The 19,503-nt window shown below is 37.6% G+C and carries 20 protein-coding genes; 12 read left to right on the top strand and 8 right to left on the bottom strand.

Features of this window, described 5'->3' with window-relative positions:
• Positions 1 to 55: 55 nt before the first annotated feature.
• From AB1H92_RS11395 to AB1H92_RS11385, 3 genes are all read right to left on the bottom strand, one after another.
• Positions 56 to 1,383 (bottom strand): IS3 family transposase gene (locus AB1H92_RS11395; RefSeq protein WP_115362412.1). Its coding sequence is split into 2 segments (ribosomal slippage): positions 56 to 1,005 and positions 1,005 to 1,383, totalling 1,329 coding nucleotides; the frame shifts between segments, so codons are not numbered across the junction.
• A gap of 140 nt (positions 1,384 to 1,523) precedes the next feature.
• Positions 1,524 to 3,341: an oligoendopeptidase F gene (gene pepF / locus AB1H92_RS11390; protein ID WP_172481051.1), complete on the bottom strand. Its 1,818-nt coding sequence runs from the start codon at positions 3,339 to 3,341 to the stop codon at positions 1,524 to 1,526.
• A gap of 128 nt (positions 3,342 to 3,469) precedes the next feature.
• Positions 3,470 to 3,772 carry a hypothetical protein gene (locus AB1H92_RS11385; RefSeq protein WP_115362410.1) on the bottom strand — a complete coding sequence of 101 codons (303 nt, stop codon included), beginning with the start codon at positions 3,770 to 3,772 and terminating at the stop codon, positions 3,470 to 3,472.
• Between the two features lie 60 nt (positions 3,773 to 3,832).
• On the opposite strand from AB1H92_RS11385, the gene AB1H92_RS11380 reads away from it, so the two are divergent.
• Positions 3,833 to 4,249, top strand: a complete 417-nt coding sequence (locus AB1H92_RS11380; protein ID WP_115362408.1) for an NUDIX hydrolase — start codon at positions 3,833 to 3,835, stop codon at positions 4,247 to 4,249.
• 116 nt (positions 4,250 to 4,365) lie between these two features.
• Positions 4,366 to 4,842 carry an NUDIX hydrolase gene (locus AB1H92_RS11375; protein ID WP_115362406.1) on the top strand — a complete coding sequence of 159 codons (477 nt, stop codon included), beginning with the start codon at positions 4,366 to 4,368 and terminating at the stop codon, positions 4,840 to 4,842.
• An 88-nt stretch (positions 4,843 to 4,930) separates the two neighbouring features.
• Here AB1H92_RS11375 and AB1H92_RS11370 read toward each other — a convergent pair whose 3' ends face one another.
• A complete protein-coding gene (locus AB1H92_RS11370) occupies positions 4,931 to 5,371 on the bottom strand; it encodes a hypothetical protein (protein WP_115362404.1) in 441 nt (146 codons plus the stop codon).
• A gap of 145 nt (positions 5,372 to 5,516) precedes the next feature.
• Between AB1H92_RS11370 and AB1H92_RS11365 the strand changes: the two genes are divergently transcribed.
• Complete coding sequence (locus AB1H92_RS11365; protein WP_115362402.1) at positions 5,517 to 6,011, top strand: PaaI family thioesterase; 495 nt, start codon at positions 5,517 to 5,519, stop codon at positions 6,009 to 6,011.
• 69 nt (positions 6,012 to 6,080) lie between these two features.
• Here AB1H92_RS11365 and AB1H92_RS11360 read toward each other — a convergent pair whose 3' ends face one another.
• On the bottom strand, positions 6,081 to 7,337 hold the full coding sequence (locus AB1H92_RS11360) for an erythromycin esterase family protein (protein WP_115362400.1): 1,257 nt from the start codon (positions 7,335 to 7,337) through the stop codon (positions 6,081 to 6,083).
• 130 nt (positions 7,338 to 7,467) lie between these two features.
• On the opposite strand from AB1H92_RS11360, the gene AB1H92_RS11355 reads away from it, so the two are divergent.
• The 6 genes from AB1H92_RS11355 (at position 7,468) to AB1H92_RS11330 (ending at position 12,392) form a co-directional block, all read left to right on the top strand.
• On the top strand, positions 7,468 to 7,707 hold the full coding sequence (locus AB1H92_RS11355; RefSeq protein ID WP_243835692.1) for a hypothetical protein: 240 nt from the start codon (positions 7,468 to 7,470) through the stop codon (positions 7,705 to 7,707).
• A 15-nt stretch (positions 7,708 to 7,722) separates the two neighbouring features.
• A complete protein-coding gene (locus AB1H92_RS11350) occupies positions 7,723 to 8,115 on the top strand; it encodes a DnaJ family domain-containing protein (protein WP_115362398.1) in 393 nt (130 codons plus the stop codon).
• Positions 8,116 to 8,189: 74 nt separating this feature from the next.
• Positions 8,190 to 8,498, top strand: coding sequence for a DUF4870 domain-containing protein (locus tag AB1H92_RS11345; RefSeq protein ID WP_075527277.1), 309 nt, complete (start codon positions 8,190 to 8,192; stop codon positions 8,496 to 8,498).
• A 166-nt stretch (positions 8,499 to 8,664) separates the two neighbouring features.
• Positions 8,665 to 9,888 carry a dicarboxylate/amino acid:cation symporter gene (locus AB1H92_RS11340; RefSeq protein WP_115364136.1) on the top strand — a complete coding sequence of 408 codons (1,224 nt, stop codon included), beginning with the start codon at positions 8,665 to 8,667 and terminating at the stop codon, positions 9,886 to 9,888.
• Between the two features lie 500 nt (positions 9,889 to 10,388).
• Positions 10,389 to 11,570 (top strand): CaiB/BaiF CoA-transferase family protein, encoded by a 1,182-nt coding sequence (locus tag AB1H92_RS11335; protein WP_115362396.1) that lies wholly within the window; start codon positions 10,389 to 10,391, stop codon positions 11,568 to 11,570.
• A 51-nt stretch (positions 11,571 to 11,621) separates the two neighbouring features.
• Entirely contained in the window at positions 11,622 to 12,392 is a 771-nt protein-coding gene (locus AB1H92_RS11330; RefSeq protein ID WP_115362395.1) for a 3-hydroxyacyl-CoA dehydrogenase, read from the top strand.
• Between the two features lie 156 nt (positions 12,393 to 12,548).
• Here AB1H92_RS11330 and AB1H92_RS11325 read toward each other — a convergent pair.
• A protein-coding gene (locus AB1H92_RS11325; RefSeq protein WP_370475002.1) for an IS3 family transposase occupies positions 12,549 to 13,690 on the bottom strand; the annotation gives its coding sequence in 2 pieces (ribosomal slippage) (positions 12,549 to 13,417 and positions 13,417 to 13,690; 1,143 coding nt in all).
• Between the two features lie 358 nt (positions 13,691 to 14,048).
• On the opposite strand from AB1H92_RS11325, the gene AB1H92_RS11320 reads away from it, so the two are divergent.
• Both AB1H92_RS11320 and AB1H92_RS11315 read left to right on the top strand, forming a co-directional pair.
• Positions 14,049 to 14,750, top strand: coding sequence for a glucosamine-6-phosphate deaminase (locus AB1H92_RS11320; protein ID WP_115360200.1), 702 nt, complete (start codon positions 14,049 to 14,051; stop codon positions 14,748 to 14,750).
• Positions 14,751 to 15,047: 297 nt separating this feature from the next.
• A complete protein-coding gene (locus tag AB1H92_RS11315) occupies positions 15,048 to 16,091 on the top strand; it encodes a glycosyltransferase family 4 protein (RefSeq protein WP_115360201.1) in 1,044 nt (347 codons plus the stop codon).
• A 140-nt stretch (positions 16,092 to 16,231) separates the two neighbouring features.
• On the opposite strand, the gene AB1H92_RS11310 is transcribed toward AB1H92_RS11315, so the two are convergent.
• Both AB1H92_RS11310 and AB1H92_RS11305 read right to left on the bottom strand, forming a co-directional pair.
• Positions 16,232 to 17,290: an LCP family protein gene (locus AB1H92_RS11310; RefSeq protein WP_115360202.1), complete on the bottom strand. Its 1,059-nt coding sequence runs from the start codon at positions 17,288 to 17,290 to the stop codon at positions 16,232 to 16,234.
• Positions 17,291 to 17,563: 273 nt separating this feature from the next.
• A complete protein-coding gene (locus AB1H92_RS11305) occupies positions 17,564 to 18,196 on the bottom strand; it encodes a YigZ family protein (protein ID WP_115360203.1) in 633 nt (210 codons plus the stop codon).
• 142 nt (positions 18,197 to 18,338) lie between these two features.
• Between AB1H92_RS11305 and AB1H92_RS11300 the strand changes: the two genes are divergently transcribed.
• Positions 18,339 to 19,496 carry a sensor histidine kinase gene (locus tag AB1H92_RS11300; RefSeq protein WP_172481036.1) on the top strand — a complete coding sequence of 386 codons (1,158 nt, stop codon included), beginning with the start codon at positions 18,339 to 18,341 and terminating at the stop codon, positions 19,494 to 19,496.
• The last annotated feature ends 7 nt before the right edge of the window (positions 19,497 to 19,503 follow it).

Genomic DNA, 19,503 nt, shown 5'->3' with positions numbered 1-19,503 from the left:
CCTTTTGAACTGAACCCTTATTTACGGACAGTTTAATAAAAAGGACTTTAATAGTTTAGGCTGCAATTAGGTGACTTCGGTATTGTGCCGGAGTCATCTTTTTTAAATCCCATTGTTTGCGCGTTGTATTATAATGCTCCATGTATTCGTCTATCATTTCCATTAGTTCGCGTACATTACATGCTTCCTTATAATCTACTTCATCTTTAAAATGCCCGAAGAAAGACTCCATTGGAGCGTTATCCAAACAGTTTCCTCGTCGTGACATCGATTGAAGTAAGCCTATTTTCTTTACGCGTTCTTGATACCCCGGGTGTGTGTAATGGACACCTTGATCGGAATGAATCATTGCTTGTGGATGGATGTTTCCGTCTAATGCATCTTCTAACTTATCTAATGTGCGATACACCAATCTCATTTTCAAGCTAGTCGACAGTTCATAAGCGACGATTTCCCTGGTTGCTACATCTTTGATACAAGATAAATAAGCCGTTTGACCGTTGCGGTACGGTAAATAAGTGATATCAGTTAAATATACTGTTCCTGGTTCTTCTTGATCAAATGCTCGATTTAAGTGATTAGGAACCGTACGGTGTACCTGTGTTGCTTTCGCAATATGTTTATATGGATTCGCTCGGCGCACTTTCGAAAAGAAGTTAAACTTCCTCATTAAGCGTAGAATTTTTTTGTGGTTCATTGGCGTTATCAACAGTTCTTCTAAGGCCATGTAAAGTCCGCGATAACCAATTTTTCCTTTGAATGCATCATAGATGCATCTTAATAATAAATAGTCTTGATAGTCTTGTTCTTCACGCATCGCATGTTTCTCCAAGTTTTTAAGCCACACATAATAACCGCTTCGACTCACACCAGTTACTTTACAAAGGTAATGGGTCATGTTCTTTAGTTGGTATTTCCGGATGACTTCGTTGATTACTGCATATTTTTCGTGCGGTGCTAATATCGTTTCTTCGCCTGCCTTTCGAGTTCCTCTAGCTTTTTTAGTAATTCCAACTCAGCTTCCAAATACTTTATACGCGCTTCAGCTTTCTCTAATTTCTTCTCAGGAGATACATCTTTTGTCGATGGGCGACCAGTGCTTCCTCTACCCCGACGTTCCTCCAGAAGTCCTTGTTCGCCGTAGGTTTTATACGTATCTCTCCATCGGCACAAGGACGATGTGGCTTTCTTAACTCCAATAACATCTAAATCGAATCCATTTTCTATGAAAATTTGGGTCGGTCCCTTACCGTTCATATTTTCTTTGACGGCACGTATTTTAAACTCTGCATGATATTGAATAGCACGATCTGATACAGAGGCGACATTTGGATTTGCTTCTAGTTGTTTTCTTTGAATTTCGTTGAAAATTATTTTACTCATTTGAATATCTCCCGTTCTCAATCTTTGTTTTCTAGTATAACGGGTTTTAAAAACAGAAAAAACCCCGAATAGGTCACTTTTTTTAAAGTGTCCACTATTCGGGGCTCAGTTCATTTAAAGCAACTACTCTTCTTTAATGTTTAGTTTTTCACAGATTCGATTTCTTCTGTAAGGTCTACCAATTGATCAATCAACTCACCAATGTAAGCAATCGTATCGCGTAACGGTTTTTCTGTAGTAATATCAACACCAGCCATTTTACTTAGTTCAGCTGGCGATTTTGTTCCGCCGGCTTTTAATACTTCAATCCACTCATTGACAGCAGGTTGGCCTTCTTTGAGAATTCGTTTGGAAACTTGTGTTGAAATCGTTAGGCCCGCACTGTATGTGTAAGGGTAGAGGCCCATATAATAGTGTGGTTGACGCATCCATGTTAATTCAGCACCGTCGTTAATTTCTACATCATCGCCCCAGAAATCTTCGAGTACTTCACGCTTCAATGAATTTAAGACATTCGCGTTCACGCTACCGCCCTCATCAATTCGCTCATACACTTTACGCTGGTAGGCAGCTTCCAATAAGTGCGTGACGAAGTTATGATAATACGTGCGTGCAACGATAGAAGAAATTACCCAACGTTTAAATTTCGGGTCTTCCGAGTTTTTCAATAAATGATTTGCCATGAGCATTTCATTCATCGTTGAAGGTGCTTCAATAAAATACATCGACGGACGTGCATTAAATACATTTTGTTCAGCATTTGCATGATAAAAATGTCCAGCATGGCCAAGCTCGTGCGCAAGAACAAAAACATCTTCCATGCTACCTGTCCATGAAATTAAAATATACGGGTGGTAACCGTGTGGACTGGAGCAAAACGCACCTGTCGATTTACCTTTATTTTGAGCAAAGTCAATCCAGCGCTCGTCGTATGCACGGTCTACCATATTCGTATAATGCTCACCCATTACCGCAAGGCCATCATCAATATACTTTTTCGATTCTTCGATTGTAATTTTGGGTTCATAATTCGGATCCAAAGGAATTTTCAAATCCGCAAACGTCATTTTATCCAGACCATGTACTTTTTGAAGTAGTTTCGCATATTTACGCATATGCGGTGCCAGTTCTTCCATGATCAAATCAATTTGACGGTCATACATAGACTTGTCCACTTCTTGATTGAACAGTAAATAATCGAATACTGATTCATAACCGCGTAAATCCGCAGTCGTTTTCTCAGTTTGGACTTGCATATCATATGTTTTTGCAGTTGTATGTTGGTACTCTCTTAACTTTGCAGAAAATGCTTCAAATGCTGCGCGGCGTTTAGCAGTATCGGGTTCTGATTCCCAATCACCTTCGAAAGAAACATAGCTAAGTGGATATTGTTTGCCCTCAACTTCAAAATCATCGAACGACATGTCTACCATTTTCGTTGTATTGTACAAGCCATATGGTGCATTAAAAGTTGCAGAAAATGCAGCTAATGTTTTTTCTACTTCAGGGTGTAGCTGATACGGTTTTTTGCGAATTAATTTCTCTAGGAAGTTTTCATAGTCCTCAGATTGGTTCATGGCCGCTTCTAACGTTTCTGCAGGCAACTCAGACAGTTCACTGTTCACAAAGGAGAGCTGACTGTTTATTTTCGCTGCAGTCGAACCGAATTTACTTGAACGCATTTGCGCTTCGTCATTCGTTTGGTCAGTGCTTGCAGATAGACTTGTATATGCGCCAACTGGAACCATATTCGCGACGATTCGCTCATATCCCTTTAATGCTTCAATCGCCGAGGCAGCGTCAACAATATTTCCTTTAAATTTAAGAGCATAGGCATCGACTTCTTTTGTTAATTCAGCAACAGCCTCATTATACTCTTCTTCAGTTTTGAATAAATCTTGTAAATTCCAAGTTTCTTCTACTTTAACTTCAGAACGTAGTGGTAATGATTTCACCAATTCTCATCTCTCCCTTTATATTACGGATATCGAACTATTTAATAGTATATAGTAGAATAAAGGGAAAGTAAAAGCGAATCCCTCTCTTGGGAACCTTCAGATATTTCGGTGTTTTTGTCAAATCATGCTTACGATCGTCTTGACTTTTTTTCAATTAAATCTACAACCACAAAAGCAAGTTCATCATTCCCGAAGTATTGCAGCACTTCAAGTAATGTATGGTCCGGAATTTTTAATGGATCCTGTTGATCGATTTCTTCTAAAATCTCAATCAGTATACTATTTTTTTCTTGTTCCGGATAAGCAAGATGATAGACCATATGAGGATCAAGTTGATGATTGCGGCACCATTCTACAAATAGACGAATCATCGTTTTTTCTCCATCCTGATATTTTTTTATAATAAGTTCTTCTACTGATTTATTATCCACAAATAGCACTCCTTCAGTTATTCGTCTTATAAGTATAAACTAAAAGAGAGGATTTTGATTGTGAAAAGAGTTGATGTTGTGTATGCGTTAATGATTCAAGAGGGAAAAGTATTAATGGTTCAAAATAAACGTCATCACAATTGGTCACTTCCTGGAGGCGGCGTAGAAAAAGGAGAAACATTAGAGCAGGCAGTTATTCGGGAAGTAGAAGAGGAAACTGGTTTAAACATTACGATAGAAAATTTAGTCGCCGTGAATGAAGCGTTTAGGGAACATGAAGGAAATCATGTTTTGTTTTTCACTTTTCAAGCAAAGATAGTGGGCGGAGAATTAAAGATTCAAGATACTAATGGGATTGCAAAAGTAGCGTGGAAAGAGCTTACAGAAGCAAGCCTTTTAGCATCTTATTATAAAGGGGGAATTGAGAAATTGATGATGAGTTCTATCCCTTATGTGTATCAAGGAGTCAATGAATGAGGGGCTGAAGCATATAATCATCCAATTAGAATTCATTTTTAAGTCTAGTTATGCATAACGATGAATCACTTGATAAATTGACTTCATCCAACTTTAACACTTGAGGGAGATGAGATATGGGTTATGTTGAAGAATTAAGAAGTATCGTAGGGCATCGACCGCTTATACTTTGTGGTTCGGGGGTAGCAGTATTTAATGGTGAAGGTGAAATATTATTGGTGAAGAAATTTGATGGGAAATGGGGAATTCCAGGGGGATTTATAGAACTTGGAGAATCGGCAGAAGAAGCAGGGCAAAGGGAGGTTTTGGAAGAAACAGGAATAGAGATAGGGCTTCTTGAATTAGTGGCGGTCATTTCTGGTCAACAAACTTATGTGAGACTAGAAAATAAAGATGAATACTACTCTGTGACAATTGTATATAAGACAAAAGACATTATTGGCGGCACACTCAAGCCGGATGGTGTTGAGGTAGAAGATGCTAAATTTTTTAGTATTGATCGTTTGCCAGGAAATATGAATCCGTTATTTTTATCAATGGCCCAACAGAATATGCTGAAAACGAGGGAAGTGAATACAAAAAAAGCTGATTAGCCTCAAAAGATTCCCTGTTAATTATTAGATGGAAAATTATCCTTCCCGAGCTGACTGGGAAAGCATATAGCTTTCCCATAGCACATTATTATTGATTGCTAATGAAAAACGCCAATAGCCAATCAATATCCAGTGGACCGTCAACGACTTCGTAATACAATATAGAATCTTGAATGATTAAATCTTCACTTAACATAATGCTCAGTTCACTTCCGTTATCATCTAGTAAACTAATGCTAAAGTGGTTGACGTCATCATACACGTTTATTTCTTCAGGCTTTAATTTTCGCACGTGATAATTTTGTAAAAACTTTAAAAGTGTATCAATTTCCTCTTGTTCATCCACTACCCAAGAATCTGTGCCTTGACCATTGACAGAGGGTTTTGTAAAAATCAGGGAGTTAAACGGAGCATCCATTGAATGAAGAATATCTGTGAACTCTTTTTTTTCATAGTCTTGAAATGACTGGACCATCATGTAAGCTCCGCCAATCATGAGTGCAAGTAATAAAATAGCTCTAAATTTCATTGTGATTCCCCCTACGGATCGTTTCTATAGTATACGCAACTAGCATTCATTTTACTTATGTCTGCAACTAGATATATGAAACTTCGGAAAAAATAATGAATTTAATTATGTGAATGTTATAATGATTAGGAAAGGGGGAGTTGTAATGACAAATCAAGTTATTACTAAAGTTGTTCATGCAATTCAAGATGATTATGCAGATGATTTTGCATGGTGTTATGGGTGTGGTCGATTGAACGAGGAGGGGTACCATTTTAGAACTGGCTGGGACGGGGAGAAAACGGTTACATATTTCAATCCGTCATCTAAGCATGCTGCGATTCCGGGGTTTGTTTATGGGGGGGCAATCGCTTCGTTTGTAGATTGTCACGGAACTGGTTCAGCAGCACTTGCGCTTCATAGAAAAAATGGTTTTGAACCAGGCAGTGGGGAAGAACCACCGCGTTTTGTTACGGGTTCATTGAACGTAAACTTTTTAAAACCGACACCACAAGAAACTACATTAAAAGCAGTTGGACAAGTGGAAGAAATTCATCCAAAGAAGTGGAAGGTTTCTGTGGAGGTTTTCGCAGGTGATACGTTATGTGCAACGGGAGAAGTAATCGCAGTTGTAATGCCGAAAACGTTTACTAATAAATAATCTAAAATAGAAGGTTAAAATTAATAGGATAAGCGTTTAAGCTTATCCTATTATTATCATTCTAAGAGGTTACACGTGGATTGGATGAAGTGCAGTTGTTTTATCGAAATAGATAAATCCATCGTAACGCTCGCTTATTTGAGAGGGGACGTAATTTCCATACATTTCATAATCGGGTTGGTACACGACGCCGATCGCCCGATGCTCTATCATGTTATTAAAGTAGTGTTGGTTCTTTTCATTAAATAATAGTAGTTGATTATGCGCTCCGGCACTGTGTAAATGGTGTTCCCAGGAATGTTGTTTAGCTGGTGGTATTTTCATCGTATGAAAAGGTTTACCCCAAGCTTCTCCAGCAATTACAGTTCCTTCGTATGTGCCAAATCCAATGGCGTAGACATTTTCTTTGCCGTATTTCTCTCTAAAAATTTGCCCGACGTTCAGCATCCCATCATTTTTCATCGCAGTCGCTCTCGCATCCCCAATATGCGTATTGTGAGCCCAAACAATCACCTTGGAGTCTGTACCAAAATAATTTGTTAGTGCTTCAACAGTTTCTGCCATATGTTCATCTCGAATATTCCAAGACTGTGAATCGTTTTGTAATGAAGTGCGGTAGTAATGTTCTGCGTTTTTAATAATTAATGCGTTCATGTTGATATTCAGACGCTGTTCATCTTCAGTCGGATGAAAATCAGTATACTTTTGAATGATAGATGACAACGAATTAATTTCAGCTTCGCAACTTTGATTGAAATGAAATGTCGATAATGCATAGTGGTCTGGCAATGGTTCATAGGGATCGAAACAGGCGATAGCTTGCCGAGCTTTAATTAATTCTGCCTCGTTTTTCACTATATCGTGTAAGTGATCGCGTATTTCTTCAATCGATTCAGGTAAGCTGTATAAATCGAATCCGTAAAAACCAACTTGTGAGGTAGCCTCTTTATTAGCATTATGCGTTTTTAACCAATCGACAAATGTACTCACTTCTTCATTGGCCCACATCCATGTTGGCCATCTATTAAATTCCTTTAAGAGTTGTTTTGCTGAGTTAGCTGCGGAAGGGTACTCTTTAATATAGCGATTTACTTCAAAGGCGGCGGGCCAATCGCCTTCAACCGCGATGATTGTAAAGCCCTTTTCCTCAATAAGCTTTTTAGAAAGTTGCGCACGAGCTGTATAATATTCAGCTGTTCCGTGAGTAGATTCACCTAACAGGACAAATTGAGCATCTCCAATGGCATCAATGATTTGCTGAAGAGGTAGCTCATGATTAAAAGGAATTGCGTTTTGTTGTATCATTTGAGTCAAAAATGGAGTCATTTAAAATCCTCATTTCATCATATCTTTAATTTCATTGTACCCTAACGATGAAATTGTACGCTTATTGGAAAACGGGGTAATAGATAAGCGTCGTCGCGTATAATGGAAAGCAAACAATCGAAGGGAAGCGGTGGAAATATTGGAAGGGATCATTATTGTAGGAATGGTTATGGCGATACCAATAACAGCAATACTGACGGACCATAGAAGAAGAATAGCACGCATCCAACAGGACATTGTGCAAGAACAAATTGAATTAGAAAAAATTAAACAAAAAAATTTTATCATTGAAACGGAAAAAATGAAGCTTGAACTTGAACGAATGAAATTGGAGCATCATTCAGAACAAAAAGAGTTACCCAAGCCATAGATGGATGTGATAGTGATGACCAACGAAAATAGAAATAACCCATCATATAATGATTTGATCGGAGATATTTTAAGTAACGATGCGAATCAAGGGCGTATCAATCATTTAGAAGGTGCTGGAAAACCGTTATCAAAAGAGTATCTATCTGGTGATACATTCCAACATTTTCAACGCATTGCAAAAGACGCAGGCTATAAACCGTACTGGTTAAAATTACAACACGAAATTAGAGATGAACTAATCGAAATTTCAACGAATCAAAAGGAAATGGAGCCAAGAGAGTTGAGCAAGCGCATCAAAAAAATCAATAAGAAAATCGGAATTTACAATAGAAACTGTCCACCACCATTTCTTAAAGGTAAAGTATCCGCGGAAACGATTAATCAAGCATTTGAGTATTGGCGGTGAAGAGTATAATAAAATGAATCCTTTTGTATTTTCAACCGTATAATAAACTACTTAAAGCAATTGGAGGTTTTTATATGGAGAACAAAGGGATGAAAGTTTTAGTTCATGCCAGCGCTTTTTTCGCTCCTTATTTAGTACCGATTATCATCTTCTTGATCAGTGAAGATGAAACGGTAAAAAAAGTATCGATTCAAGCTGTATTATTTCAATTAGTAATTGGCGTACTCATTACCCTTTCAATCATCTTTTCGTTTCTACTTATCGGAATTCCGTTTTTAATTGGATTCGGAATCATGTGGCTTGTCGTTCCAATTATTGGGATTGTAAAAGCATTGAATGATGAAGATTATAATTATCCGATAGTGGGAAGATGGTATCAATAATAGAGAAATTGAACGCATTTCGAAAAAAATTTTGGAATGCGTTTTTGAATATGCAATATTCATCTGTAAAGTAAATGGTAAACTTAAAAAAACATGTTTATCAATTTGTAAGTATATGATAAGGTATTAAGAAAAGATTATCAGAAAAGGGGGCTGTAAAATGAAATTGAAATTTAACCTCGTTACGCAAATATTAATTGCTTTCGTTTTGGCAATTATTCTTGGCAGCATATTCGGTAGTTCAATAGATTTTATAAAGCCATTAGGAGATTTATTTTTACGTTTAATTAAATTTATTATCGTACCGTTAATTCTATCAACACTTGTTGTAGGAGTCGCTAGTTCATCTGATCCGAAACAATTAGGGCGGATTGGATTGAAAACGATTGCATATTATTTAGGCACGACAGCTATAGCGATAATAATCGGTATTGCAGTAGCGCTTATGATATCTCCAGGAAAAGGTGTAGACATTCCAACTGCAAACTTGGAAGTTCCAGAAGCAGCTACAGCGGAGCCACAAAGCGCAATTACGACATTTTTAAACATTGTTCCAGAGAATCCATTTACAGCAATGGCAGAAGGGAACATTTTACAAGTAATTTTCTTTGCGTTATTTATTGGATTAGCCATCACATTTGTTGGAGAAAAAGCACAACCAGTTTACCGGTTTTTTGAAGGGTTTGCGGAAATCATGTATAGAATTACCGGAATTATCATGAAATTCGCGCCGATTGGTATATTAGGTTTGCTTGCACCAATTATTGGACAATACGGGATTTCAGTTTTATTACCATTATTAAAAGTAGTGTTAGGGGTCTATCTTGCTTGTCTTTTACATGCGTTGCTCGTTTATTCGGCGGCTGTCAAAGTTTGGGGCGGCATGGGTCCACTCCATTTCTTTAAAGGAATTTCACCGGCAGCACTCGTAGCATTTAGTACAGCAAGTAGTGCAGGTACGTTACCAGTAACGATTAAAAATGTAAACGAAAACCTTGGTGTACCAAATAAAATCTCAAGTTTTGTCTTGCCACTGGGTGCAACGATCAATATGGATGGAACTGCGATATACCAAGGAGTTGCAGTTGTTTTTATCGCTCAATTTTACGGACTAGATTTAACGTTAATGCAACTAGTAACAGTTGTATTAACAACAGTGCTCGCGTCAATCGGTACAGCAGGTGTTCCGGGAGCTGGGATGATTATGCTTGCGATGGTACTTTCGTCAATTAACATGCCACTTGAGGGTATTGCGTTAATTGCCGGAATCGATCGTGTGCTTGATATGATGCGAACTACGGTAAATGTCGTCGGAGACGCATCGGCAGCTGTTGTCGTCTCGGGAACAGAGAAAGTTGAAGATAAACAACTAGGTGTTGTGGAATCATGATATACACACAATAAAATCATAATAAAAGCCGTTATTAGTTGGAGACTAATAGCGGCTTTTATTTTTAGATTATAATTTCATGTCCTTTCAATATAGCATGTAGCCATATCCTACTAACCCCAAAAATTCTACTGGCTCCGGCTTTGGCGCCTCGTGCTTCTTCTAGAGTATTTAAGTTTAACTTTTTTCTTTAGATTCAAAGGCCTCTCGATACAATTTAGTTATATCTTTTATCAGCACCTCCATACCCCTCTTCGATTTTTATGTTAGTATTAGATAACTGTCAAATTTACTATCTATTCAAATTATTTAATTCAGGAAAGCACATTTGTTAATACTATCATTCATAAGTAAAGGAGAAGAATTTATAAGAAAGTTCCTTTTTATCGTTGAAATAGTCGAGAGTATGCGAGGTTTATTAATAGTTTTCTGAATAATTGAATTTTGCATAGAAATTGCACTATAAACATAAGATAGTCGGGGATTAGGGGGAGAAGAAAATGGGGATTTTACAAGGTTTAAAAATACTAGATTTTACAACGTTACTGCCTGGACCATATGCAACGATGATGTTTGCGGATATGGGGGCTGATGTGATTCGTGTAGAGTCGGCGACACGAACTGATCTAGTCAGGGAACTGCCGCCGATGGACGACGGAGAATCGGCTGCGCATAGACACTTAAACCGTTCAAAACGTTCCCTAACGTTAAATTTAAAGAAAGCAGCATCAGTAGAAATAATAAAATCACTCATAACTGAGTATGATATTGTCGTTGAACAATTTCGTCCTGGTGTTATGGAAAGATTAGGCTTGGATTATGAAACATTGAAAAAGGTGAATCCAAAATTAATTTATTGTTCGATTACTGGATATGGCCAAACAGGTCCTTATCAAAATCGTCCGGGTCATGATAATAATTTTTTATCACTATCGGGTTTACTAGATTATTCTCGTAGAAAAGGGGAACGGCCTCCTACACTTGGCTTTCAAGTGGCTGATATTGCAGGGGGTTCGATGCATGCAGTCATCGGAATTTTGGCAGCGGCATTAAAAAGACAACAAACGGGCGAAGGCGAATATATCGATGTAAGTATGACAGACGCTGCATTTTCATTAAATGCGTTGTATGGACCGGGTTATTTAACAAATGGAATCGAGCCCAAAGCGGAAGAACTTCTATTAAATGGCGGCGGTTTTTATGATTACTACGAAACGAAAGATGGGCGCTATTTTTCAGTAGGAAGTTTGGAGCCCGCCTTTAGAAAAGTGTTATGCGAAGCAATTGGACAACCCGAGCTACTGAATATCGCAATGAGTGAAACGGTAGAAGATCAAAAGCAATTTAAAGAAACTTTACAGCATATCTTTCTATCGAAAACATTTGATGAATGGTTGACAATATTCGATGAAGATTTTGAAGGATGTGTTGAACCTATCCTAACTTTTTCCGAAGCCAGTCGTCATCCGCAATTACAAGCACGAGAAATGATTGTGGACGTACCCAAGGAAAATGGGGAGTATGCGCAGCAAATCGCTTTTCCGATAAAGTTTTCAAGTACAGAACCTATCTATAAACATACAGGCGGAAAATTAGGCGCGCATATTGAGGAAATTTTAATGGAACAAGGAATTGCAAAAGAGCAAATTGAAGAATGGAAAGTGCAAGGAATTTTTAATTAGTCAAAAGGAATTTTTTTGGTTGAATTACGATTGAAAATAGGAGTGAATAAAATGGAAATTAAAGATAAAGTAGCGATCGTAACAGGTGGGGCATCTGGGCTAGGATTAGGAACAGTTAAAAGTTTAATGCAACAAGGTGCGAAAGTAGCGATATTCGATTTGAATGAAGAAGCCGGGTTGCAAATATGTGAAGAACTTGGTGAAAATGTGTCTTTCTTTTCAGTTGATGTGACAGACGAAGCATCTACAAAAGCAGGAATCGAAAAAACGATTGACCGATTTGGCGCGGTCCATATTTGTGTAAACTGTGCAGGTGTAGGAACACCACAAAAAACGTTAGGACGCTCGGGCCCAATCCCATTAGAAAACTTTAAAAGAGTGATTGATATTAACTTGGTTGGCACATTTAATGTGCTTCGATTAGCAGCTGAACAGATGTCCAAAAACGAACCATTAACGGAAAGTGGTGAGCGCGGCATTATTATTAACACTGCATCAGTTGCGGCGTTCGACGGTCAAATGGGACAAGCTGCTTACGGAGCAAGTAAAGCAGGAGTTGCCGGCATGACGTTGCCAATTGCACGTGATTTATCTGAACATGGCATTCGCGTTAACACGATTGCTCCCGGTTTATTCCGTACACCGATGGCAGAATCTTTGCCGGAAAAAGTGGTAGATAAATTAGAGACAATGGTTGAGTTTCCAAAAAGACTTGGAAAGCCATCTGAATACGCTTCACTTGTTTCATTCATGATCGAAAATGAGTACATTAACGGTGAAGTCATTCGTTATGACGGTGGAATTCGTATGGCGCCTAGATAAAAATAGATGACTCCCCTAAGTTAAAACCGGTTAGTTCCATTATATGTGTTACGTCGATTTGTAAGGGATAAGCGTTGGCAAGAGCAAAACGTTTGAACACTGAAATCTACTAAACGGCACTGGGGACCGTTTATGAGACACAAAGAAAACACCTTTTTAGGCAACCAATTGTCGGTAATCTACCGGCGATTGGTTGTTTAGTTTCGTTTGAATTCGGATATTGTTATAATAGTTAATGTAATCTTCGACGATTTGAATAACACAGGCATTGGTTGTGCTATGTATGTCGTCGAGATAGAACGTTTCAGACTTTAGGGTGGAATGAAACGCTTCGATTGGGGAATTATCAACAGGCGTGCCTTTGCGGGACATGCTCATGGTAATTCCTTTTTCTTTTATCTGTTTTTGATACTCATAAGAAGTATAAACAGCTCCTTGATCACTATGTAATATAATATCTTCTGGTAGTGAATCAAGTTGATTAAGTGTGTCTAAAACACATGATAAATTCTGTTTACCATCAATCGTATAAGCAATAATTTCTCCATTGTATAAATCCATAATACTTGAAAGATATAACATCGATTGTCCAAAAGGCAAGTAAGTAATGTCAGTCACTAATTTCTGTAAAGGTGCTGTGGCGTGAAAATCCCGATGTAGTATATTATCCGCTACATAAGCAGGCTGACCTGTAACCTTACGTTTTTTCACCTTAACACGACATGACCAACCATATTTTTGCATCACTTTCTGGACGGTTCTCTCGCTGATTCCAGGCATTAATGCAGCGATTTTTCTGTATCCATATCTGAATTTATGTTCCGTGCATAGCTTTCCAATCTCTTCATCACGCTTTGCCTTACTATTTTCTTTTCTACTCTCTTTTTTCCAACGATAATAAGTTGATCGAGCGACTCCCATGTGTATACAAATTTCCTTAATTGGCATCTTATCTTTAAGTTCTTCAACCAGTTCTACAAATGCTTGTCCAACCACTTCCTCTCCAACTCTTTGTACTTTTTTAAAACTTCGATTTGTTGCTTCAAATAACGATTTTCGGCTGCTAAACGTTGTTCGTTTGACCCATATTCTGGTCCCTTTCCAAAACTATATTGCTTGCCAACTGGTTGATAAAGTCGGTGAATTTCGCCCTCTCGATACCATTTCATCCAAACTTTTAACTGTGAATGATTTTTGATGTTCAGCTCTTCTAATACTTGTTTTACTGGTACTCCTGCTAAACGCATTTCAATCGCCTTCATTTTCACCTCATAAGGATAACTCACTCTTGTTCCCATACAAAAAGCACCTCCACGTTGTATTTAGGTATGGTATACCCGTTTTTCAACGAAAGGTGCTTTTATTTGTCTCATTTTCTTAAGTCAGTGCAACATTTAATAAAATGCATCGTAGTTTTTTTATTGAATGTAATGAGAAAAATGAACGGTTATTGTGAATGGTTTTGGACATACTCCTCAAGCATACAATGTTTAAAGTAGTATGATTTGGTCAATTCCTATAATGATATAAATCGACTGAAATGAAAAGAAGAAGGCGGTGGCAGGGGATGAGTAAGACTGTGTAATAGTTGACCATAGCATAGAGAAAAATTACAATTGAATCACGGAACAAATCTAATGAAGGTCGGTTGATACCATGAATGGTTTAAAGTTTATTAAAGTAAATAATCCTGACGAAGGATCCGAAAATCTATTTAACATCATAAAAGAAGCACTTGAAAAAAACGAACTGCATGTCCTAGGTCTAGCAACAGGTGGAACGATGATTCCAGTGTATAAGAAATGGGTAGAATCAGACCTTGACTTCTCAGGCGTCACAACGTTTAACCTGGATGAGTATGTAGGTATTTCTGATGATAATCCAAATGGCTATGCGTATTTTATGAATGAACATTTATTCAGTAAAAAGAAATTTAAAAAAGTGAATACATTAAACGGATTAGCAGAAAACTTAGAAGAAGAGTGTCAGCGATTTGAAGACTTACTTCTAGCCAATCCTCTAGACATTCAGATCCTCGGCGTTGGGGAGAATGGACATATTGCATTCAACGAGCCGGGCACGCCATTCGATTCTGTTACTCACGTAGCAAAGCTTACACAATCTACATTGGAAGTGAATAGCCGTTTCTTTAAGCCTGGTGAGAAAGTGCCTAATACCGCGATGACGATGGGAATTAAATCTATCTTACGTGCGAAAAAAATTGTATTATTAGCTTTCGGAGAAAAGAAACGAGCTGCGCTTACTAAGTTATCAGAAGGAAAAGTTGATTCTGAATGGCCGATTACTAAGTTATTAGAACATGATAATGTAACAATTATTACAGATCTTGCTATTTGAAAGTAATGAATGGATTAGAAATAGGGTGTTCAAGTCAAATGTGACTTGAACACCCTTTTTATTATTGTTGATTCCCGATAAAACTTTCGTAATTTAAACGTCACTGTTCAATACCTTCTCATGGAGGGAACTTTCTATTTACCTTAGTAAAGACAGCTCAAACAAACTAGTTGGATAGAAACATATAAGGCTTACGCTGGTAATCTGTTGTTATTTTACTTGATAAGATGATTAATTTCTGGATTTATGCTATAATACTATTGATTTACTCATAATGAATTGTTAGGGAGGAAGAGCATGTTATTCTTTGCGATCGTTGTTACATTTATAGCATCAATCATATTTACTCCGATCGTGCGAAGATTTGCTTTTCGGATCGGGGCGCTTGATAAGCCAAACTACAGAAAAGTTCATACAACAATTATGCCACGCATTGGCGGACTTGCGATATTCGGAGCTTTTTTAGTAGGTTATCTTATATTGCTACCTGAAGATAGCCATTCACTAGGAATACTAGTTGGAGCTGTTATTATTATTTTGACAGGGTTTCTAGATGATATGCTAGAAATTACTGCAAAAGCAAAAGTTGTTGGGCAGCTTGCAGCAGCGGTTGTTGTTGTAACCTGGGGTGGTTTGCAAATTGAATTTATTAACTTGCCATTCGGTGGGCAATTAGAGTTTGGATTTTTAAGTATACCTATAACGATACTATGGATCATTAGCATTACCAATGTGATTAATTTAATAGATGGCCTCGACGGTCTTGCAGCGGGGGTTTCAACCATTGCTCTGATATCTTTAGCGATTATGGCGATTATTATGGGGAACCCGTTTGTTATTGCTACAGCTGCAATACTTGCTGCAAGTTCATTTGGATTTCTATTTTATAATTTCTATCCCGCAAAGATTTTTATGGGAGATACGGGAGCTTTGTTTCTTGGTTATATGATCTCGGTCCTAGCTTTATTAGGATTTAAAAATGTTGCGATTATTTCGCTTATCATTCCAGTTCTTATGTTAGGTGTGCCAATTTCTGATACATTTTTTGCAATCGTACGTCGAATTCGAATGAAGCAAAAAATTTCAGCGCCTGATAAATCACACTTACATCATTGTTTATTAAAAAGTGGTTTTTCTCATAGACAGTCTGTATTAATTATTTATGGGATTGCTGCATTGTTTGGTCTAGCGGCTATTCTATTTTCACAAGCAACGGTATGGGGTTCGATTATATTACTGGTTGTGATCGTACTTGCGCTTGAATTGTTCGTTGAAGCGATTGGACTCGCAGGTGCAAACTACAGACCGTTATTAAACCTTGTTCGAATGATTGGACGATAATATAAATATATAATGAGAGATTACGTATCGAATTAAATATAGGTACGTAATCTTTTTTTTTTTGCAAATTTGTTTTTAAAAAAACTGCATCTCGACTGTTAGTTAAATCAACAGGTCAAGATGCAGTTTTATTTTGGGTTTTATTCATCCGTGTAAACAGATTCATCCGCAGATTCATTTTGGTCATTAATTTCGACACCTTTGTCTGTCAACGTTCTTGAGTACGGAGATAATTCGAGGTGAGTTTGAAGTTCGAATTTAACATTCTCTAATTCTTCTTCATCGAGCATCCAATAATAAATGCCTGTTGTCATATCATCTGTACCATCTAAGTTGATAGCCGTTACTTCAGGCATACCGCCTTTGGCGTATTCCAAAAAGGATTTCATTTCATTATAAGTCATATTAGTTTTCATATTGTCGCCGATTGCATCAATAACGTCACCATATTTCGTAATCGATTGAACTGAGAAGGCTTTATTCATAATCGCTTGTAAAATCATTTGTTGACGTTTGCCTCGCTCAACGTCGCTATCTAGTTTTCGTGTTCGAGCAAGTGCAAGTGCATGTTTACCGTCTAAGTGTTGAAGTCCTTTTTTAAGCTCGATGGTACGGCGATCATTTTCGTCTAATTCGACGCGATCATATGGGACTTCAGCTTTTATGCCTCCAAGTGCATCGACAACTTCGATAAAGGCATTGAAATTCATCTTTACATAATAGTCAATTGGAATATCAAGGAACCCTTCCACTGCGTCAATTGTTCCTTTCGTTCCGCCAAATGCATGTGCATGGGTGATTTTGTCTTGACGTCCTCGACTTGGGACATAAACGTATGAATCACGTGGAATGCTGAGTAGTTTTACAGTCTTTTCTTTATTATTTAAAGTGGCGACGAGGAGTGCATCTGATCTAGCATTGCCACTATCTTTTCGCTTGTCACTATCATCAACGCCTATGAAAAGGATAGAAACATTGTCTTTAAGGGGTTCAACCGCTTCATCGCGTAGCTCAGATTTAGCTCTGTCACCTAGTGCTTCATAGGCCCGTTTTGCAGCGTCAGTTGCTTTTTTCTGTAAAAAGACTCCGTAGCCAACAACAAAAGTAAATGCTATAAGGGCGACAAGTAGTGATATTTTAATAGTAAGTCGTTTACCAGATCGTTTTCGGGATATCTGTTTATATTCTTGTCTTCTCATTCTAATTCCTCCGAATTTAGTATATGGACCATCTATATTGGTCACAATAGGAGTAAAAAGCTATTGTAAGAGTTAATGGCTGCGAACAAATCTAATGAGATTGCATCTGAAAATGAATTCTTTTAGTAAATTTATAAGGTATGCTTACTAAGAGGGAATCATTTTCTTTCAAATCCAAGCAAAAATCAGTATGTTCGACATATTATGCTGAAAATTTTACAACGATAGATAACTCGACTTAGTATACTACTTTTCGTTCTATAAGTAAATGTATTAAAGGTTAAATTCAAGGAACTCTTGACCAACGGATGTGATATCGCTCTGTCCGTTTGTTAATTCAGTCACCCATTCAGTAAACGTAGCTACTTCTGATACAGGCACATATAAGTATACTTCTACATCTTCTGTATAGGTAATTTCTTTAAGTGGGTAAGGGGATTGCCTCACTTCATTTTCAACTTTTCCGAGCCAAGTGTAGTCAATTGTTACTTTCATAAGGTGATGAAGCCTACGTTCAACGATCCCCGTAGCCGCAATCCCTTCTGTCGTTGCTCTGCCATATGCACGAATGAGTCCGCCGCCACCTAACTTAATGCCACCAAAATAACGAGTGACAACGACGGTTGTATCCTTAAGATTTTGTTTTTTCAAGACCTCAAGCATAGGAACACCTGCAGTACCGGAAGGCTCTCCGTCATCATTTGCCTTCTGTATTTCATCATGTTCTCCGATTAGATAAGCTGAACAATTATGGGTTGCAGTATGATGCATCTTTTTAATTTCGTTGATAAAATCAATTGCTTCTGCCTCGGTTTCTGTACGCTTTACATAAGTAATAAATCTTGATTTTTGTATGATATATTCGCTTTCTCCGTAATGATTAACAGTACGATAATCTGAACGCATTTGTAACGCCTCCACTACTTGTAATACAAACTTAATATTCATTTGCTATACTAATGATATAATATATAAGGTGCCTGTGGAACTCATAACGCCTGTAATCTTTTTAATCATAAGGATTTCTATGTAAAATGGAGTGAATACGTTGAATAATGAACCGATTGATATAAAGACACTTGAAACCATTTTTAATAGTATGGTCCGTACGATGAATCAATCCAAAAATGATATTTATGCAATTAGTGAACAGAGCAGGCAAAACTATGAACAAATGAAAGCAGAACTTGAAAAAGTGAAACAGGATATTTGTTTATTAATCAAAAATAATGATTTGTTGGAAACGAAAAGTCGTCAATCACGTCGTAGGCTTGCTGAAGTGTCGAAGAATTTCCAGTTGTATTCAGAAGTAGAAGTGAGAGAGGCTTATGAAGCTGCGAATAATTTGCATCTTAAGTTATCGATGAATGAAATGGAAGAGAAACAATTACGTAAAAGACGAGATGAACTAGAACGTCGTCTCGAAGGATTAATGGAAACGATTGAACGAGCAGAACAACTTGTGACTCAAGTTGCTACAGTTATCAATTATTTGACATCCGATTTGAAGAACGTTGGTACAGCGCTTGAGGATGCGAAGCAAAAGCAAGAGTTTTCGATTCGTATTATCGAAGCGCAAGAAGAGGAACGTAAAAGGTTGTCGCGTGATATCCATGACGGACCCGCTCAAATGCTAGCGAATGTGCTGTTGCGAGCAGGGTTGGTTGAAAAGTTATTTAATGAAGAAGGAAAAACATCAGCCTTATCTGAATTAAAAACCTTAAGAATGAGTGTACGCGCGGCACTAATTGAAGTGAGACGAGTTATTTTTGACCTTCGTCCAATGGCTCTTGACGACCTAGGGGTTGGCCCCGCTTTAAAGAAATACCTTTCCAAAATTGAAGAATTTGAGAAGGATGTCGATATTCATATTCAAAGTATTGGAAACGAACGACGTTTTCATACTAATATTGAAGCCGCTGTCTTTAGACTTGTTCAAGAATCGGTATCAAATGCTTTAAAACATGGTAAACCGAGTAGTATTTGGGTGAAGGTAGAGTGGCTTCGAGATACACTTAATATCATCATTAAAGATAATGGAAAAGGGTTCGATATAAATAAAGTGAAAGAAAAGTCTTTCGGGTTAATCGGCATGCGTGAGCGTGTAGATTTACTAAAAGGCGTAATGAAAATAAATTCTACTATAGGTAAAGGGACACTAATTCTTTTTCAAATCCCGTTAAAAAATGAGGGGAATAAGAATTAATCTCGAT

Source organism: Sporosarcina pasteurii, assembly GCF_041295575.1.
Classification (GTDB): Bacteria; Bacillota; Bacilli; order Bacillales_A; family Planococcaceae; genus Sporosarcina; species Sporosarcina pasteurii.
The sequence above is the reverse complement of the archived record's forward strand: the minus strand, read 5'-3'. Positions and strand labels throughout refer to the sequence as shown.

Excerpts from the sequence above, each read along its gene's own strand:
- AB1H92_RS11330 (WP_115362395.1), top strand. The coding sequence starts at position 11,622 with ATGGAAATTAAAGATAAAGTAGCGATCGTAACAGGTGGGGCATCTGGG.
- AB1H92_RS11365 (WP_115362402.1), top strand. The coding sequence starts at position 5,517 with ATGACAAATCAAGTTATTACTAAAGTTGTTCATGCAATTCAAGATGAT.
- AB1H92_RS11375 (WP_115362406.1), top strand. The coding sequence starts at position 4,366 with ATGGGTTATGTTGAAGAATTAAGAAGTATCGTAGGGCATCGACCGCTT.
- AB1H92_RS11310 (WP_115360202.1), bottom strand. The coding sequence starts at position 17,290 with ATGAGAAGACAAGAATATAAACAGATATCCCGAAAACGATCTGGTAAA.
- AB1H92_RS11370 (WP_115362404.1), bottom strand. The coding sequence starts at position 5,371 with ATGAAATTTAGAGCTATTTTATTACTTGCACTCATGATTGGCGGAGCT.
- AB1H92_RS11320 (WP_115360200.1), top strand. The coding sequence starts at position 14,049 with ATGAATGGTTTAAAGTTTATTAAAGTAAATAATCCTGACGAAGGATCC.
- AB1H92_RS11350 (WP_115362398.1), top strand. The coding sequence starts at position 7,723 with ATGACCAACGAAAATAGAAATAACCCATCATATAATGATTTGATCGGA.
- AB1H92_RS11305 (WP_115360203.1), bottom strand. The coding sequence starts at position 18,196 with ATGCGTTCAGATTATCGTACTGTTAATCATTACGGAGAAAGCGAATAT.
- AB1H92_RS11315 (WP_115360201.1), top strand. The coding sequence starts at position 15,048 with ATGTTATTCTTTGCGATCGTTGTTACATTTATAGCATCAATCATATTT.
- AB1H92_RS11345 (WP_075527277.1), top strand. The coding sequence starts at position 8,190 with ATGGAGAACAAAGGGATGAAAGTTTTAGTTCATGCCAGCGCTTTTTTC.
- AB1H92_RS11335 (WP_115362396.1), top strand. The coding sequence starts at position 10,389 with ATGGGGATTTTACAAGGTTTAAAAATACTAGATTTTACAACGTTACTG.
- AB1H92_RS11360 (WP_115362400.1), bottom strand. The coding sequence starts at position 7,337 with ATGACTCCATTTTTGACTCAAATGATACAACAAAACGCAATTCCTTTT.